This is a genomic window from Streptomyces sp. NPDC096012, assembly GCF_040426375.1.
Classification (GTDB): Bacteria; Actinomycetota; Actinomycetes; order Streptomycetales; family Streptomycetaceae; genus Streptomyces.
The window spans coordinates 35,859-52,001 of the sequence record NZ_JBEOTD010000013.1; the positions used below are offsets into that span (position 1 = coordinate 35,859).

The 16,143-nt window shown below is 73.1% G+C and carries 14 protein-coding genes; 3 read left to right on the plus strand and 11 right to left on the minus strand.

What is annotated here, in order from left to right; all coding sequences use genetic code 11:
- Nucleotides 1-105: 105 nt before the first annotated feature.
- From ABVB68_RS15410 to ABVB68_RS15435, 6 genes are all read right to left on the minus strand, one after another.
- Nucleotides 106-1,344 (minus strand): cytochrome P450, encoded by a 1,239-nt coding sequence (locus ABVB68_RS15410; RefSeq protein WP_353601570.1) that lies wholly within the window; start codon nt 1,342-1,344, stop codon nt 106-108.
- Nucleotides 1,345-1,378: 34 nt separating this feature from the next.
- Nucleotides 1,379-2,770 carry an NAD(P)/FAD-dependent oxidoreductase gene (locus ABVB68_RS15415; RefSeq protein ID WP_353601571.1) on the minus strand — a complete coding sequence of 464 codons (1,392 nt, stop codon included), beginning with the start codon at nt 2,768-2,770 and terminating at the stop codon, nt 1,379-1,381.
- Complete coding sequence (locus tag ABVB68_RS15420; RefSeq protein ID WP_353601572.1) at nt 2,760-3,059, minus strand: ferredoxin; 300 nt, start codon at nt 3,057-3,059, stop codon at nt 2,760-2,762. Before ABVB68_RS15420 ends, ABVB68_RS15415 begins: the two co-directional genes overlap by 11 nt.
- A gap of 225 nt (nt 3,060-3,284) precedes the next feature.
- Complete coding sequence (locus tag ABVB68_RS15425) at nt 3,285-3,959, minus strand: hypothetical protein (protein WP_353601573.1); 675 nt, start codon at nt 3,957-3,959, stop codon at nt 3,285-3,287.
- Between the two features lie 364 nt (nt 3,960-4,323).
- Nucleotides 4,324-6,015 carry a DUF885 domain-containing protein gene (locus ABVB68_RS15430; RefSeq protein ID WP_353601574.1) on the minus strand — a complete coding sequence of 564 codons (1,692 nt, stop codon included), beginning with the start codon at nt 6,013-6,015 and terminating at the stop codon, nt 4,324-4,326.
- Nucleotides 6,016-6,067: 52 nt separating this feature from the next.
- Nucleotides 6,068-6,553 (minus strand): Lrp/AsnC family transcriptional regulator, encoded by a 486-nt coding sequence (locus ABVB68_RS15435; RefSeq protein WP_353601575.1) that lies wholly within the window; start codon nt 6,551-6,553, stop codon nt 6,068-6,070.
- A gap of 60 nt (nt 6,554-6,613) precedes the next feature.
- Between ABVB68_RS15435 and ABVB68_RS15440 the strand changes: the two genes are divergently transcribed.
- Nucleotides 6,614-7,813: a trans-sulfuration enzyme family protein gene (locus tag ABVB68_RS15440; RefSeq protein ID WP_353601576.1), complete on the plus strand. Its 1,200-nt coding sequence runs from the start codon at nt 6,614-6,616 to the stop codon at nt 7,811-7,813.
- Between the two features lie 384 nt (nt 7,814-8,197).
- On the opposite strand, the gene ABVB68_RS15445 is transcribed toward ABVB68_RS15440, so the two are convergent.
- Together ABVB68_RS15445 and ABVB68_RS15450 are read right to left on the minus strand one after the other, a co-directional pair.
- Nucleotides 8,198-9,652: a GNAT family N-acetyltransferase gene (locus tag ABVB68_RS15445; protein ID WP_353601577.1), complete on the minus strand. Its 1,455-nt coding sequence runs from the start codon at nt 9,650-9,652 to the stop codon at nt 8,198-8,200.
- Between the two features lie 411 nt (nt 9,653-10,063).
- On the minus strand, nt 10,064-10,894 hold the full coding sequence (locus tag ABVB68_RS15450; protein ID WP_353601578.1) for an alpha/beta fold hydrolase: 831 nt from the start codon (nt 10,892-10,894) through the stop codon (nt 10,064-10,066).
- Between the two features lie 255 nt (nt 10,895-11,149).
- On the opposite strand from ABVB68_RS15450, the gene sigJ reads away from it, so the two are divergent.
- Both sigJ and ABVB68_RS15460 read left to right on the plus strand, forming a co-directional pair.
- Complete coding sequence (gene sigJ, locus ABVB68_RS15455) at nt 11,150-12,031, plus strand: RNA polymerase sigma factor SigJ (RefSeq protein ID WP_353601579.1); 882 nt, start codon at nt 11,150-11,152, stop codon at nt 12,029-12,031.
- 236 nt (nt 12,032-12,267) lie between these two features.
- Nucleotides 12,268-13,029 (plus strand): GntR family transcriptional regulator, encoded by a 762-nt coding sequence (locus tag ABVB68_RS15460; protein ID WP_353601580.1) that lies wholly within the window; start codon nt 12,268-12,270, stop codon nt 13,027-13,029.
- Nucleotides 13,030-13,402: 373 nt separating this feature from the next.
- Here ABVB68_RS15460 and ABVB68_RS15465 read toward each other — a convergent pair whose 3' ends face one another.
- From ABVB68_RS15465 to ABVB68_RS15475, 3 genes are all read right to left on the minus strand, one after another.
- On the minus strand, nt 13,403-13,858 hold the full coding sequence (locus ABVB68_RS15465) for a hypothetical protein (protein ID WP_353601581.1): 456 nt from the start codon (nt 13,856-13,858) through the stop codon (nt 13,403-13,405).
- Between the two features lie 112 nt (nt 13,859-13,970).
- Nucleotides 13,971-14,486 carry a GNAT family N-acetyltransferase gene (locus ABVB68_RS15470; protein WP_353601582.1) on the minus strand — a complete coding sequence of 172 codons (516 nt, stop codon included), beginning with the start codon at nt 14,484-14,486 and terminating at the stop codon, nt 13,971-13,973.
- A 230-nt stretch (nt 14,487-14,716) separates the two neighbouring features.
- Nucleotides 14,717-15,874: an ROK family transcriptional regulator gene (locus ABVB68_RS15475; RefSeq protein WP_353601583.1), complete on the minus strand. Its 1,158-nt coding sequence runs from the start codon at nt 15,872-15,874 to the stop codon at nt 14,717-14,719.
- Nucleotides 15,875-16,143: the final 269 nt, after the last annotated feature.

Below are 16,143 nucleotides of genomic sequence, written 5' to 3' on the forward strand. Positions count from 1 at the left end.
GGTGAGGGCCGGGGCAGCGGTGAGGGCCGGGGCAGCGGTGAGGGCCGGGAGGCACGCCCGCCGACCGCGCCCGGTCCGCGGACCCGGCGTGCTCCGGTCGGAGGCTCAACGCAGCCCGCCGAAGGCGATGTTCAGGTGCCGAGGGCCGCGCAGCACGGCGTTGGGCCGGTAGGGCGGCGGGTCCTCGACCAGACGGGGATCCTCCAGCCGCCGGGCCAGCTCGGACAGGGCGATCTGTGTCTCGAGGCGGGCCAGCGGTGCGCCGAAGCAGCTGTGGATGCCGCTGCCGAACCCGAGGTGCTCGATGTCGTCGCGGTCGGGGTCGAAGCGCTCGGGCTCCTTGAACCGCTCCGGGTCCCGGTTGCCGGCGGCGAGGACGAGCCAGATGCGTGAGCCCTTGGGGATCCTGACCCCGCGGACCTCGATGTCGGTGATGGACGTGCGCTGCGGCACGAGCTGCACCGGCGGTTCGTAGCGCAGCAGTTCCTCCACGATCTTGATCGAGAGGCCGGGGTCCGTGCGCAGCCGCTGCAGGATCTCCGGGTGGCGCAGCAGGGTCAGCATGCCGTTGGTGATCAGGTTGACCGTCGTCTCGTGACCGGCGATCAGCAGCAGCACGGAGGTGCTGAGCACCTCCATCATCGTCATGGAGCCTTCCGGGCCGCGGCTGTCGACCAGGTCGGACAACAGGTCGTCCTGTGGTTCCCTGGTGCGCTGCTCGACCAGCCCGGCCAGATACATGCCGAGCTGCATGCGGGCTTCCTGCGCGCTCTTGTGGAACTCGGCGTCCCCGCCCTCGCGCGTGTCGGGGTCGAGGCTCGCGACCAGCGGATCGACCCAGGCCCGGAACCGCGGCTCGTCCTCCCTGGGAACCCCGAGCAGCCGGCAGATCACCGTCACCGGGAAGGGGTAGGCGAACTGGTCGACCAGGTCGATCTGGCGCGCGTCCCCGAAGCCGTCGATGAGCTCGGTGACGATCCGGTGCATCTCGCCCCGCATGTTCTCGATCCGCCGCGGCCGGTGCGGCGGCCCGAAGGCGCTGTTGGCGATCCGCCGCAGCCGGTCGTGCTCGGGCGGGTCGAGACGCAGGAACGACGGCGGCAGCCCGCCCGTCTCCTCCCCCTGGCCCAGCTGGTCGTCCCCGGCGGCGGCCAGGTTCACGGCGTCGGAGCTGATCCGCGGATCGTGGAGCAGGGCCCTGATGTCGTAGTACGAGCTGATGATGTACGGGCCGCCCTCCTCCTCGTGGAGCACCGGCGTCTTGCGGAGTTCCTCGTACACCGGGTACGGGTTGGCGCGGTTCGCGAAGTCGGTGATCTGACGCATAAGCGAGTCGTGCGACATGACAGGTCCTTGGAGCGTCGGCGCCGGGCGGCGGTCAGTGGCGGGCGGGATGGAAGACCAGCTGCTGGTCGGCCGGCGAGTAGCCGCTGAGGGTCACCATGGGGCCGTGGGTCGGCAGGGACGGGTCCGGGAAGTCGGCGTCCACCGGCTGCCGGCCCTCGGGGCGCCGGTCCATCGTCGGGTACTCCACCGGGAACGGCGCGCCCAGTTCGATCTGCCGCTCGTAGAACTCCAGCCAGCGTGTGTTGTCGAAGCTCACCGCGGCGATGACGCGGCCCTCGTGGCCGTACACGCCGACGAACCGGCGCTCGGCCAGCGAGCCCTGCGTGATCATGATCTGCTCGCCCATGGGCGGCACCCCGACCGACTTGATGTTCACCCCGAACATCGAGGACCAGAAGGCCGGCACCCACAGGTGCGGCCGCCGGTCCTCACCCTCGCTGATCATGTTGTGGGCGGCGGTCTCCGCCTGCGCGACGGCGTTGCCCCAGTGTTCGAGCGACAGGAACTGGTAGCCGAACAGCGCGTGCGGAGAGCGGGCCACGTCACCCGCGACGAAGACGTCGTCGGTCACGATGCCCCGGAAGTCGAAGGCCCGGCAGCCCGCGTCGCAGGCGATGCCCCGAGGCCCGGCACCGAGCCCGGACCCGGCCAGCCACTCGGTGTTGCGCATCGAACCCAGCGAGACGACCACGACGTCCGCCTCGACGACGCTCTCGTCGGACAGGTGCACGGCCCGAACCCTGCCCGCCGAGTCGCCCTCCAGCGAGGTCACCGTGACCCGGGTGCGCAGGTCCACGCCGTTCTCGAGCTGCAGATCGGCGGCGACGGCGCCGATCACCCCGCCGAGCGCGCCCACCAGCGGGGCGCCCGCGCGTTCCGCCACGGTGACGGAGATGCCCATCTCCCGGCAGGCCGAGGCGACCTCCGAACCGGCGAACCCGGCGCCGATGACGAACACCCTGCGCGGTCCCGCCTTCAGCCGGTCGTAGAGCCCGACGGCGTCTTCCCGGGTGCGCAGCAGGCAGACGCCGTCCAGCCGCGCCTCCTCCTCCTTCGGCCAGGGCCGGGCGCGGACGCCGGTCGCGATGAGCAGCCGGTCGTACTCCACCTCGTCCCCGTCGGCCAGCCGCACCCGCTTGGCGGTCAGGTCGAGACCGGTCGCCGGGACGCCGAGCCGCCACTTGGCGTCGATCTCCCGGCGGTGCGGCAGTTCGGTGTGGAGCGGGGAGGCCTTGCCCAGCAGGACCCCCTTCGACAGCGGCGGCCGGTCGTACGGCTCGTACGGCTCGTCACCGATCATGGTGAGCGAACCGGTGAAGCCCTCGGCGCGCAGCGTCTCCGCGGCGCGCAGCCCGGCCAGGGAGGCGCCGACGATCACGATCCGGCCCTCGCGCCGGAGCCGGGCCAGGTGGTCAGCGGACATCGGACGCCTCCCGGGCGGAGCCGGCCACCGGCGCCGATCCGTCCGCCGCTCCCCGCGCCGAGCCGGCCACCGAGCCGTCCAGCGATCCGCCCGCGCCGTCCAGGCCGTCGACCGTGATCGCCTGCACCGGACAGGCGGCGACGGCACGCGCCACCCGCTCCCGCTGGTCCTGCTCCGGCCGGGGGTTGTACAGCAGTGACTCCTCGCCGTGCATGGTGAAGACATCGGGCGCGAGGAACGCGCACTGCGCGTAACCCTGACACTTGTTGAGATCGACGACGAGCCTCATCGACGCTCCGCCCTTCCGGTGGCCAGGTCCGGTGCCCACCACGCGTGACGTGCGGTCGTCTCCGGACGGCGGTCATGTCCCGCACGCCAGCATGGGAGCCGGGCCGGTCCGCCCGCGCGCTGGGCGAGCCGTTCGGGTGAGGGGCGGTACCGCGCGGGCCGCGTCACACGGTGGCGGGTCCACGCGGTGGCGGATCACGTGGCGGCGGATGCACGTGGCGGCGGATCACGTGGCGGCGGTACGGATCCCGGTGCGGCGGCCCGCCACGAAGATGTGGACGCTGAGCAGCAGCGACCAGGCCGGGAAGACCAGCTCCGCCCAGACGACGTTCGACGACAGGAGGAGCAGCGCCAGGGCGCTGAGGAAGCCCACGATCGTGAGCCAGCGCGGGAGGACACCGAGACGGTGGCCGATCACCGACATGGAGCACACGAAGACGGCCGCCATCCGCATCGCGTACCCCGTCATCAGTGTGTACGCGAAGTGGCGGCCGAAGTCCCAGGTGGGCAGCCCGGGCACCGCGCCGGCGGGGTGCCCGACCGCGAGCACGGCATCGGCTGCTGCCGCGGCACCGAACATCGTGGCGGTGAAGACCAGCCCGCTGCCGAGGAACACGGTGGCGAGGAACTTGTCCTCGACAGCGCCGACGTGCGCGCGCACCGCGCCGATGAACCACAGGAAGAAGATCCCGGCGAACGGCACCAGCGCCAGGGCCGTGCGCAGTGCGTCGCGCTGTGCGGAGTCGGTGAACCAGTCGGGGGTGACGGCGTCGGCCCCTTGCGGGATTCCCAGCCGGATCAGGACGATCGCCGCCGCCAGCAGCAGCGCGAACACCACACCGGCCAGCCCGACCGCCCGCGGCGTCTCGAGCACCTTCTGCCCCGGCCCCTTCTGCTGCATCCCGGCCCGCCTCCTCCGCGTCGGTCTCCGGCACCAGCTAGCGGTCTCCCCACGGCGCGCGCCACCGGGAGGCGGCCGTACGGCCGAGCGGGGACACACCGGTCGGCACGCCGCGGAGGCTCGTGCGGCCGGGCGTGGTCCCACGGGTCGGCACGCCGCGGAGGCTGGTGCGGCCGGGCGTGGTCCCAGGGGTCGGCACGCCGCGGAGGCTCGTGCGGCCGGGCGGGACGCACAGGGGTGGGCCGCCCGGCGAGGTCCGCGCGGCCGGTGCCGCGCGGTTCCCCGCCGGAGGCGAAGCGGAGCAGGTGGACCTCCGGTGGTGGGCCGGATCAGGGCGGACCGAGGGAGGCCCCTGCCGGGACGCTCAGAGCCGGGACAGCTCGTCCACCAGGTCGTCCAGGCCCAGCGAACCCTGCGACAGCGCCGCCATGTGCCAGGCCTTCAGGTCGAAGGCGTCGCCGTGCCGCTCGCGCGCCTTCTCCCGGCCCAGCAGCCAGGCCCGCTCGCCGAGCTTGTAGCCGATCGCCTGGCCCGGAATGGTCAGGTACCGGGTCAGCTCGCTCTCCACGAAGTCCGCCGGCCGGCTGCTGTGGGCGCCGAAGAACTCCTGCGCCAGCTCCGGCGTCCACCGCTCACCGGGGTGGAACGGCGAGTCGGCCGGGATCTCCAGCTCCAGGTGCATGCCGATGTCCACGATCACCCGGGCCGCCCGCATCATCTGCGCGTCCAGGTAGCCGAGCCGCTCCTCCGGGTCCGACAGATAGCCCAGCTCGTCCATCAGCCGCTCCGCGTACAGCGCCCAGCCCTCGGCGTTGGCGCTCACCCCGCCGATCGTCGCCTGGTAGCGCGAGAGGTCCTCGGCCACGTGCGCCCACTGCGCGAGCTGCAGATGGTGCCCGGGCACGCCCTCGTGGTACCAGGTGGACACGAGGTCGTAGACGGGGAACCGGGTCTGGCCCATCGTCGGCAGCCAGGTGCGGCCGGGCCGGGAGAAGTCCTCCGAGGGAGCCGTGTAGTACGGCGCCGCCGCACCTCCGGGCGGCGCGATGCGCGACTCCACCTTCCGCACCCGCTCGGCGAGTTCGAAGTGGGTGCCGTCCAGGTCCTCGATCGCCTTGTCCATCAGGCCCTGCAGCCAGGCGCGGACCTCTTCCACGCCCTCGATGTGCCGGCCGTGCTCGTCGAGGTGCGCGAGCGCCACCCACGGCGTCCCGGCGCCGGGCAGGATCTTCTCCGCCTCGCGCTCCATCTCGCCGAGGATCCGGTGGAACTCCGACCAGCCGTACGCGTACGCCTCGTCCAGGTCCAGGTCGGTGCCGTTGAAGTAACGGGACCAGCGGGCGTACCGCTCGCGCCCCACCGTGTTCGGCGCGCCCTCGACGGCCGGCGCGTACACGTCCCGCAGCCAGTCCCGCAGCTCCACCAGGGCCCCGGTCGCCGCCCGCGCCGCCTCGTCCAGCTCGGTGCGCAGCGCCTCGGGACCCGCGGCGGCGAAGTCCTCGTACCAGCCGCGCCCGGAACCGTCCGTGTCGGTCCACTCGGTGAGCTGCTCGATGAAGGTGGCGGTGGGCCGGGGCGCCGCGAACAGCTTGCGGTCCAGGCCGAGCTGGAGGGATTCGCGGTAGCCCGCGAGCGCGCCCGGGACGGCGCGCAGCCGCTCGGCGATCGCCGTCCAGTCCTCGTCCGTCTGCACCGGCATGACCGTGAAGATGTCCCGCACCGAGTGACCGGGCGTGTGCATGTTGCCGACCGCTCTCAGGTGCTCGTCCGCCTCGTGGACGGCGAGCTCGGCGGTCAGCCGCTCCCGCAGCAGCCGCCCGCAGCGCCGCTCGACGTCGCTGTCCGCGCCGGGCTGCCGCTCCGCCTCGTCCAGCCGCGCGAGGGTGGCCCGCGCCAGCTGGGCGAGCGCCTCCTGACCCGCCGGCGAGTAGTCGGGCAGCCTGCTCGAACTCTCCTTCACACCGAGGTAGGTACCGGTGACCGGGTCCAGGGCGATGAGGTCGTCCACGTACGCGTCGGCGACCTGACGGGGAAGCGGGCTCTTGGTCTCAGACATGCGGCCATCCTCGTACGGCGAGGATCACCGCGTCACCCACGTAAGGGGGTATTCAGCTCTCGGCGTGGCCGGGAGGCAGCAGTGGCCCGCATTCCCACTGCTGGAAGATCAACCGGGTCTCCACCCGGGCCACTTCCCGCCGCGACGTGAAGCCGTCGAGCACCAGTCGCTGCAGATCGGCCATGTCCGCCACGGCCACATGCACCAGGTAGTCGTCCGGTCCGGTCAGGTGGAACACCGTCCGTGCCTCCGGCATGGCCCGGATCCGCTCCACGAAGGGCCCGACCAGCTCCCGCCGGTGCGGCCGCACCTGCACCGACAGCAGCGCCTGGAGTCCGCGTCCGAGTTTGGCCGGATCGAGCCGTAGCCGGTGACCGAGGATCACGCCCGAGCGGCGCAGCCGGGCCACGCGGTCCAGACAGGTCGACGGTGCCACGCCCACCTGCGCGGCGAGGTCACGGTAGGTGGTCCGGGCGTCGTTCTGCAGCAGTCGCAGCAGATGGAGATCCACCGGGTCCAGTACGACAGATGCGGTCATCGGCCGAACGTAGCACGGCCTCCGATGTCCGTCAGCCGTCCGATGTTCACCCTTCCGGCCATGGACACAGCGAGCACCCGTGCCTACGACGACGTACGCACCCCCTTCAGAGCCCTGGCCACCGAAGCCGTGCACGCCGGTCGCGACGACCTGGCCCGCCAGGGACTGCACGCCCCGCCGATCGACCTGTCCACCACCTACCCCTCCTATGACAGCCGCGCCGAGGCCGCTCGCATCGACGCCTTCGCCACCGACGGCGCCGCCCCCGTCGGGCCGCCCCTCTACGGCCGCCTCGGCAACCCGACCGTCGCCCGCTTCGAGACCGCCCTGGCCCGGCTGGAGGGCACCGAGTCCGCGGTCGCCTTCGCCAGCGGCATGGCCGCGCTCAGCGCGGTCCTCCTCGCCTGCTCCGCGGCACGCCTGCGCCACGTCGTCGCGGTACGGCCCCTGTACGGCTGCAGCGACCATCTGCTGACCGCGGGGCTCCTCGGCACGGAGGTCACCTGGACCGACCCGGCCGGTATCGCCGACGCGCTGCGCGCCGACACCGGGCTGGTGATGGTCGAGTCGCCGGCCAACCCGACCCTCGCCGAGATCGACCTGCGGGCCGTCGCGCACGCCTGCGGTTCCGTGCCGCTGCTCGCCGACAACACCTTCGCCACGCCCGTGCTGCAACGCCCGGCCGAGCACGGCGCCCGGCTCGTGCTGCACAGCGCCACCAAGTACCTCGGTGGCCATGGCGACGTGCTGGCCGGGGTCGTCGCCTGCGACGAGGAGTTCGCGGGCCGGCTGCGGCAGATACGGTTCGCCACGGGCGGTGTCCTGCATCCGCTGGCGGGCTACCTGCTCCTGCGCGGCCTGTCCACGCTGCCGGTACGGGTACGGGCCGCCTCGGCGAGCGCCGCCGAGCTGGCCCGGCGGCTCGGCGCCGACCCGCGCGTGGCCCGGGTCCGCTATCCGCGGCTCGGGGGCGCGATGGTCGCCTTCGAGGTGCACGGTGACCCGCACGAGGTCATCTCCCGGGTCCGGCTCGTCACCCCCGCGGTGAGCCTCGGCAGCGTCGACACGCTCATCCAGCACCCCGCCTCGATCAGCCACCGCATCGTCGACGCCGACGACCGGCGCGGGGCGGGGGTGAGCGACCGCCTGCTGCGGCTCTCCGTCGGTCTGGAGGACGTGGAGGACCTGTGGGCCGACCTCGACCAGGCGCTGGGGCGGCCCACCCGTACGCCGCGTCCCCTCCAGGAGGCCGTGCGCTGAGCGAGACCCGGCCGGCCGGTACCGCGCGGCCTCGCAACGGGCCGCAGCGCCCGGCCGCCGGATCGGCCGGCGAGCGCAGCGACCCCCGGGAGGCCGGGCAGCCACCACGGACGAACGGGCGGCCCGCCGTCCCGGGGGCACCCATCGGTACCGGGCGGTGCGGCACGGGGGCCCGCTCCGGCCGATGCGAGGCCCGCATCGCACCTGCCGGTCCGGGGTCCGCCGGAGGACCCGAGGCCGGCACCGCGCCTGCCGGTCCGGGCGCCCGTTCCGGCCGATGCGAGGGCCGCGCCGCACCTGCCGGTCCGGGGTCCGCCGGACGACCCGAGGCCGGCACCGCGCCTGCCGGTCCCGGGGCGGGGTGCCCGCGCCGGTGCGGGATGGTCAGTCGCGGGTGCGCGGGCGGGGGGTCGAGGCGTCCGCGGTCCGGGGCGTACGGTGACCGGTCGTGGCCGGTGCGGCGTCGAGCCGGGCCGTGATGACGAGGGTGCCCTCCTCGACCTGGTAGTCCAGGGGCAGTCCGAGGCCGCGCATCGCGGCGACCATGCCCGTGTTGGACGCCCGCGTCACGGCGTACACGCTCTCGCAGCCGGCCTCCACCGCCAGCGCCACCAGCCGGCCGAGGAGTTCGGTGCCGATGCCGCGCCGCTGCCATTCGTCCTCGATGAGCAGCGCGACCTCCGTCTCGTCGCCGTCCCACAGCAGATGACCGAGGCCGACGATGCGGCCCGAGGCCGTCTGCGCCGCCAGCGTCCGCCCGAAGCGGGGGCTGAGCAGATGGTTCAGATAGCGGTCGGCGTCACCGGCCGGCCCGTGGTAGCGCATGTCGAGCGTGCGCGCCGAGCACCGCTCGTGCATCTCCCGCGCCGGCGCCAGGTCCCCGGTGTCGACCCGGCGTACGGCGATGTCGTTGCCCTCGGGCAGTGTCAGCACGTCGTGGCCGCGCGGGATCCGCGGTCCGAGCCGGTTGTCCAGCTCCACCAGCGCCCGCGCCCGGGCGAACTCGGTCGGAGTGAAGGGAAGGTATGGCCGCTCCACGGTGATCACCCCGCCCTCGGGTGCGCGCAGCCGCATGACCGTGTCCTCCAGCACGCCCTCCACCGGCACCGGCTCGGGGCCGCGCCCGCCGCCGACCGGCGACCCGGGCAGCGAGCGGATTGTGCACCGCCCCAGCAACTGGCGCAGCGCCAGCGGCAGTTCGGCGGCGTCCAGCGCGGTGCGGGCCGCCAGGCCGAGGACCCGGGTGGGGGCGTCGACCAGGTCGTGCGCGTCGGCCCGCTCGATCCAGGTGGAGGTGCCCCCGGCCAGCGCGACCGCCCGGGTGATCTCGGCCGCCGGCAGCGCGCCCGGCCCGCGCAGCAGGAACTCGTCCACCGTCCCGTCGGCCAGCGGATGCGTCTGCAGGCTGAGGATGTCGACCCGCCGCTCGGCCAGCGCCGTGCACAGCACGGCCAGCGAGCCCGGCTCGTCCTGCACCGTCGTCCGCATCCGCCACAGCACGCCGGTGCCGGTCACGGCGTCCGCGCCGGCGTCGGGCGGCCCGGCGAGGGGCTGCCCGGCGGGCCCGGCCGACCGCTTCTCGGCGGCCTGCCGGGCACCGGTATCGCCGGCCGGCGGTGCGTGCCCGTGGCGCCGTGCCCACCACACGTGGAAGCCCGCCGTCGCCGCCAGCACGATCGCCGAGATCATCAGCAGGGCAGGGCCGTCGGGTCCGTGGCCGATCAGGTTGGCCACCGCGTCCGCCACCGCGACGGCGGTGAACAGCGCGGCGAGTTCGACGAAGTCCCGCCGCCAGTGGTGCACGGGCCGGCCGTGCTTCGTCCGGGTCACATCAGACATCTCTGGAGTCATGCACCCACTGTGGCGGAAGGGTGTTGCGTGATCACGAACTGGTTGTGACTGATAGGTAAAGCGTGCTCCGCCCCATTTATCGGGTTTCCCGCGCCCGATGTGCGCGGGGTCGCTGAAACGGCTCGGCCCGGCGCCGGCGGAACCGGCTTGGCCGCCCCGACGACCGCCCAAGACACCGGGGGGAAACACCGGCGGGGCTGGGGAGTTGCCGGGCCGCGCTCCGGGGGATGACGCCGGTGCGCGGCTCCCCGCCAAGGGTACGGGACCCGTCGGCGCCTACTGGATGGAACAACCGGCCGTGGAACCGGCCCGTCAGTCGGGGGCGCCCCAACGGCCGTTGGGGCGAGCCCACCCCACGAGACCGTGGCCGCCCTGTGTCCTCGTGTCCTCCCCGGCCGCTCAGCGGCTGCCGTCCAGGATGACCCGGGCGACCAGCGCCGGGTCGTCGTTCATCGGGCAGTGACCGCAGCCGGGCAGCCGCACCAGCCGGGCGTGCGGGATGAGCTGCTTGGCGCGCACGCCCTGACGGCGGACGAGAAGCCGGTCCCTGGTGCCCCAGGCCACCGTGACCGGCAGGCCCGGCAGCGTGTCCGTGAACCGGACGGTGGTGCCCGCCCGCAGGGTCGCCTCGAATCCGGTCGCCCGCGCCAGCGCGAGCGTCTCGGCGACCACGGCCTGCGGCGCGCGGCGCGCGGGGCGGCCGTAGATCGTGCTGGTCAGCGCGGTGCGGCCGGCCGCGCTGCGGCTCAGCTGTTCCACCAGCGGCAGCGGGAGCCGCTGGGCGATGCCCCGCATCGCGAGCAGCACCCCGAAGGCGTAACGGCGTTCGGCTTCCGTCCAGAACCCGGCCGGCGAGAACGTCGTGACGGACCGGACGAGCTTCTCCCGGCCCAGTTCCAGGGCGAGCAGGCCGCCCAGCGAGTTGCCCGCGACGTGCGGGCGGTCCAGGTCCAGTGCCTCGAACAGGGCGCCGAGCACGGAGTAGGTCGTCGGGAGGTCGTAGGCGAGGCCGGCCGGCAGGGCGGGCGAGGCGCCGAAACCGGGGAGGTCGACGGTGATCACGTCGCGTTCGGTGGCGAGGATGTCCACGACCGGGTCCCAGGCCTGCCGGTGATGGCCGATGCCGTGCAGCAGGACCAGCGGTTCGCCGTGTCCCACGCGCGCGTAGGACACGGTCACGTCCTTCGGGCCGTGCGCGCTGGGGACGTTGAAGGAGACGGTGGCGGACATGGGTGCTCCTCGTCTGGGTACTGACGGATGCCGTAGACACCTTGTCAGCAATTACTACCGACGGGTAGCCCCCGGCGGAACGGGCACCACCCCGCCCCGGGTGGCGGTCTCCGGGGGCGGCCACGGGGCGGGTTGCCGCGACAGTCCCCGCAGGCGCCCGGCCCGTCGCCCGTGCGGAACGTCGTGATCCGGACCGGTTGCGGACCGGGTCATTCCGGTTGGACACCCGGTGGGCGGGTCGGATGGGATGGACGCATGACCGCCGACCTCGAGACCGACGTCTTCGAAGACCACCGGCCCCTGCTCATGGGCGTTGCCTACCGGATGCTGGGCCGGGTCGCCGACGCCGAGGACGTGGTTCAGGACGCCTGGCTGCGCTGGTCCGCGGCGGATCGCGCGGCGGTCCGCGAACCGCGTGCCTACCTCGTGCGCACCACCACCCGGCTGGCCATCGACCGGCTGCGCCAGGTGCAGGCGCGTGGTGAGGACTACCCCGGGCCGTGGCTGCCGGAGCCGTACCTCACCGAGTTCGGCGACACCGTCCCCGACACGGCGGACCTGGCCGTGCTCGCCGACACCGTCTCCCTCGCCGTCCTGGTCGTGCTGGAGTCCCTCTCGCCGCTGGAGCGCGCGGTCTTCGTGCTCCGGGAGGCCTTCGGCTATCCGTACGCCGAGATCGCCACCCTGCTGGACCGGGGCGAGCCGGCGGTACGGCAGCTCGCCGGGCGGGCCCGCCGGCACGTGGCCGAACGGCGGCCGCGCTACGAGGTCGACCCGGCCCAGCGCCGGGACCTGACCGCCCGCTTCCTCGCCGCCGCGGAGGAGGGGGACATCGAGGGGCTGATGTCCCTGCTCGCCCCGGACGTCCGCCTGGTCGGCGACAGCGGCGGCAAGGCCAAGGCGCCGCTGCGGACCCTGCACACCGCCGACAAGGTCGGCCGTTTCCTCGTCGCCGTGGCAGGCACCGGCCCGGCGCTCTCCTTCGAGTTCGTGGAGGTCAACGGCGGTCCCGCCGTGCTGGGGCGGTCCGGCGACACGCCCGACACCCTGTTCCAGCTCGACATCGCCGACGGCCGCGTCCAGGCCGTGTACATCGTGCGCAACCCCGACAAGCTGCGGCACCTCGCCGGTCACTGAGCCGCGCCCGGCGAGCCCCCGTCGTGCGACGGGGGCTTTGCCGCGATGTCACACACACCGTGCCGTACGAACGCCTCGTGAACGCTCAGCGGCCGGCCGCCCGTGAGCCGCCCGAGGGACCGAGGATTGGTCTTGACCAAGGGTGACGGCAGCCCTATGGTCGCAGAGAAGTGCAACAACCTTTAATAAACAAGGGCGCTAAAGACCGCCGGACCACGGCTCTTGCGGAGGACAGGGTGGGGACCACGCAGCTCGAATCGGTGCCGGAACCGAAGTACTGGCATCTCAGGACCGTGCTCAGTGAGGCACTCGACTCCGAGTTCTCGGTCGGCGAGATCCTGCCCAACGAGCGTGACCTGGCCGCCCGCTTCGGCGTGGCCCGCGCCACGCTCCGCCAGGCCCTCGAACAGCTGGAGCTGGAGGGCAGGCTGCAGCGCCGCCGCGGGGTCGGCACCACCGTCGCGCCCCCGCGCGTGGGCGTGGCCGTGGGCACCGAACAGCACACCTGGCCGGGGGACACCTCCGACGCCTGGCAGCCCCTCGACAGCGCCCTGGCCACTCCGCCCGCGGCTGTCGCCCGCGCCCTGGAGACCGGCCCGGACGAGGCCGTCCACATCGTCCGCCGCTCCCGCACGTCCCACGGCCAGCGCGTCGCCACCGAACTGCTCTACATCGCGGCGGCCTCGGTGCCCGACCTCACCGCGATCGACACCCCGTCCGGGGCGGCACGCGCGCGTGCGGTGCTGCGCGAGCTGCAGCGCCTCGAACTGGATGGCCAGGACCGGGCCGTCGAGCTGGGCTCCGCGCGCGCGGACGACGCCAGGGAACTCGACCGGCTCCCCGGCTCGCCCGTCCTCGTCGTCACCACCCGCTTCTTCGCCCAGGGCCGCACCGCGGCGCTCTCCACGGCGACCTACCGGGCCGACACCTGCCGGCTGACCTTCGGCGACGCGGCCGGAGTGGAGATACACCACACCCCCGACCGCCAGGCCTCCTGACCCGGCCCGGGCATCCGCCGGGTCAGCGGCGTCTCGTCGCGGACGTCGCGCCAGCGGCGGACGGTGGATTCGGACACGTCGTTGCCGCCGGCCATGTCGGCCAGGCGCTGGTCGTGGCGCAGTACGGCCAGGATGATCACCGCGATCTTCCCCTGCGGCAGGATCCGCCATCGGGACCGAATCGCCTTCAGATGGCGCCGTAGCAGATCGGCGAGGTGGTTGACGGTGCGCGTGGACAGCGGCAGACGGCACTGTGGACAAGCGAGCAGGTGTCCTCGGCGCGCCCTTTGGTATTCGTTACACAATTCCAACGGCCGCCGGGGACACCCCGGTTACGCCCGTGCCGAGACGCTTCGAGTGGCGGCGCGCCTGGTCACAGACGGGTGGTGAACCGGCCGTCGGGCAGTTTCCGCAGCCAGCCGCGATCGACGAGTCTGACCGGCTTGCTGCGGAGCGGTTCCAGCTTGGCCCGCACGCCGACGTCCACCCCCACCACCTCGCCGACCTCGCGGGCCATGACCGGTCCCGCGGCCTGCCGCACGGCGGCGATGACGCGCTGGTAGTCCCACGGGAGCGAGTCCTCCTCCACACCCGGTTCGCGGTGCGGGATCAGCATCGCTGCCCGTCCGGCTACCTGCCCGGGCATCGGCCCGGCTACGGCTCGTTCCTCGGCGAGCTGCCCAGCTATCCGTTCAAGGACACGTTCGGCGACGGCGAGTTCATCCCGCTCGGCCCGCACTTCCGCAAGCTGTTTGGCCAGCTGTTCTTCGCATTCGTCCAGTTCCGCGCGACACTCGGTGATCCGTTCCAGCAGCTCGGGATCCAGCATGGACCGGATCGTAGAAGGCCGCCCGGTCGCGGTGAGTGTGAACCGACAAGCTGGCCCCTGGAGAGAGACGGAGGTAGTCGAACTGACAAGGGTGCGCCCAGCGTCGCTCGACTCAAAGCATGCGCTGGTAGCGGAGCTCAGTGAGTGTGATCCCGTCGTAGACGTCGTCCTGAGCCGTACCGTCAGCCTGGTAGCCGGCTCGCTCGTAGAAGCGCTGGGCTCGTTGGTTGTCACGCAGAACCCACAAAGCTGACGCCTCGAAGTCCTGGTTCTTCATCTGATCATGAGCCTCACCGAGGAGGATCCGGCCGATGCCCTGGCCGATCAGATGCGGTGAGATGTACAGGGCGTAGACCTCCCCGACCCGCCCCGGACCAGGCATCTCAGTTCGACACGGCCCGAAGCAGATCCAGCCCACCGGGCCACGGTCACCGAGCGCCACAAGGTCTCGTGACTTTCGGCCGGGTTGAGAAAACCACTGCCGTCGTTGAGCGGCATCGCCTTCCACGGCCATGGCATCCAAATACGTCTGAGGAACGATGCCAGCGTACGCCGCCTGCCATCCTCGGACTCGGATCGTCGAAACGGCCTCGATGTCGGCCGCATCCATCTCCCGCACGTGCACCATCGCGCCACCGTAATGGCACAGGTACCTCAGAACGAACTGCTTTACCCCTCTGTCGGTGTCTCCCCTAACGAGAGCGGCTCCTGACGAACGATCTCCTCCGCGGACTACCGCCCACGACCAGCGTGAGCATCCCGAGAACTGGTCACACCAGCCCTTTGACCTGTGACTTCAAGTTGGCGGAGGCTCAGTGGACCGCCAGGCCTCCTGACCCGGCCCGGGCATCGGCCGGGTCAGCGGCGTCTCGTCGCCGTGCCCTCGACCGCGAAGAGCTGTTCCTCGACGTGGTCCAGGGCGAGCCGGAGCGCGCCCGTGGCCACGGCCGCCTCGCCCAGCAGGGACAGCGCCACCCGGGGCGGCCGCAGGCAGTAGCGGGCCAGCTCGCCGCGCAGCGGTTCCAGGACGCCGTCCAGTCCCGCCGCCCAGCCGCCGACCACGACCAGTTCCGGGTCGAGCGCCAGCACGAGCGCGGCGACGTCGTGCACGAGCCGCTGGATGAACCGTTCGACGGCCGCCCGGGCCCGCTGGTCACCCTCGCGCGCCAGCGCGAACACCTCGGCGACCGCCTGCTCGTCCAGTGGGTGCAGCGGTTCGTCGGTGGTGGACAGCAGCGTCTCCGGGGTGGCCTCCCGGCCCAGCAGATGCAGCGCCCCGATCTCTCCGGCGGCCCCGCCGTAACCCCGGTGCAGCCGTCCGCCGATCAGCGAACCGGCACCCGGGCTCAGCCCGGCCAGCACGAACACCACGTCGTCGGTCTCCGTCGCCGCGCCCTTCCAGTGCTCGGCGACGGCCGCCGCGTTGGCGTCGTTCTCCACCAGCACGGGGCACTTGAAGGAGCGGCTGAGCCGTTCACCGAGGTTCAGGCCCGTCCACTGCGGCAGGGCCGTGCTCAGCCGCACCGTGCCGTCGGCCTCCACGATGCCCGGTGTGCCCACGCCCACCGCCCGGAGCGAGCCGCGCGCGACCCCGGCCCGGCGCAGCAGTTCGGCGACCGCACCGCGCAGCCGGTCGAGCCGTTCGTCCGCCGAGGCCGTTTCGCCGACCTGCTTGGCCTGTGCGCCCAGCACCCGCCCGTCCAGGTCGGAGAGCAGCGCGGCGACCCGGTGCGGCCCGATCTCCAGGCCCAGCAGATGCCCCGCCTCGGCCCGGAACCGGAACCGGCGGGCAGGCCGCCCCTGACGGCGCGCGGTGCCCTCGTCGGCCGCCGTCTCCACGACGAGCCCGGCCTCGATGAGCCCTTCGACGACGCCCTCGACGGTGGGCCGGGACAGGCCCGTGACGCGGGTGACCTCGGTGAGAGTCGCGCAGTCCGTGGCACGCAACGCGTGCAGCACCACCGCGGAATTGATCCTTCGCAGCAGCGAGGGATCGCCGCCGGTCAGCTGCCCCACCGTCCGTCCTTCCAGCTCGCGGGCGTGTTGGGCGGATCGTACTCGGCCCGGCGCGCCCCCGGCGAGTGCCGGTTTCCCCCGGGCCCGCGCCGGCCACCTGGACCGGGCCCCGGCGCACACCTCGCGAACCGGTGCCGCACCGTCCGCCGGCACGGCTCGGCGGAGCCCGGCGCCGTCCACTGCGCGGCTCGGTGGAGTCCGCCGCCGTCCGCCTGCGGGGGCTGGATGCGGCCCGGCGCTGTCCGCCCGTACGTCTCGGCGGAGTCCGG

Coding starts and splice junctions, on each gene's coding strand:
- ABVB68_RS15410 (WP_353601570.1), bottom strand. CDS start 1,344: ATGTCGCACGACTCGCTTATGCGTCAGATCACCGACTTCGCGAACCGC.
- ABVB68_RS15415 (WP_353601571.1), bottom strand. CDS start 2,770: ATGTCCGCTGACCACCTGGCCCGGCTCCGGCGCGAGGGCCGGATCGTG.
- ABVB68_RS15420 (WP_353601572.1), bottom strand. CDS start 3,059: ATGAGGCTCGTCGTCGATCTCAACAAGTGTCAGGGTTACGCGCAGTGC.
- ABVB68_RS15425 (WP_353601573.1), bottom strand. CDS start 3,959: ATGCAGCAGAAGGGGCCGGGGCAGAAGGTGCTCGAGACGCCGCGGGCG.
- ABVB68_RS15430 (WP_353601574.1), bottom strand. CDS start 6,015: ATGTCTGAGACCAAGAGCCCGCTTCCCCGTCAGGTCGCCGACGCGTAC.
- ABVB68_RS15435 (WP_353601575.1), bottom strand. CDS start 6,553: ATGACCGCATCTGTCGTACTGGACCCGGTGGATCTCCATCTGCTGCGA.
- ABVB68_RS15440 (WP_353601576.1), top strand. CDS start 6,614: ATGGACACAGCGAGCACCCGTGCCTACGACGACGTACGCACCCCCTTC.
- ABVB68_RS15445 (WP_353601577.1), bottom strand. CDS start 9,652: ATGTCTGATGTGACCCGGACGAAGCACGGCCGGCCCGTGCACCACTGG.
- ABVB68_RS15450 (WP_353601578.1), bottom strand. CDS start 10,894: ATGTCCGCCACCGTCTCCTTCAACGTCCCCAGCGCGCACGGCCCGAAG.
- sigJ (WP_353601579.1), top strand. CDS start 11,150: ATGACCGCCGACCTCGAGACCGACGTCTTCGAAGACCACCGGCCCCTG.
- ABVB68_RS15465 (WP_353601581.1), bottom strand. CDS start 13,858: ATGCTGGATCCCGAGCTGCTGGAACGGATCACCGAGTGTCGCGCGGAA.
- ABVB68_RS15470 (WP_353601582.1), bottom strand. CDS start 14,486: ATGGTGCACGTGCGGGAGATGGATGCGGCCGACATCGAGGCCGTTTCG.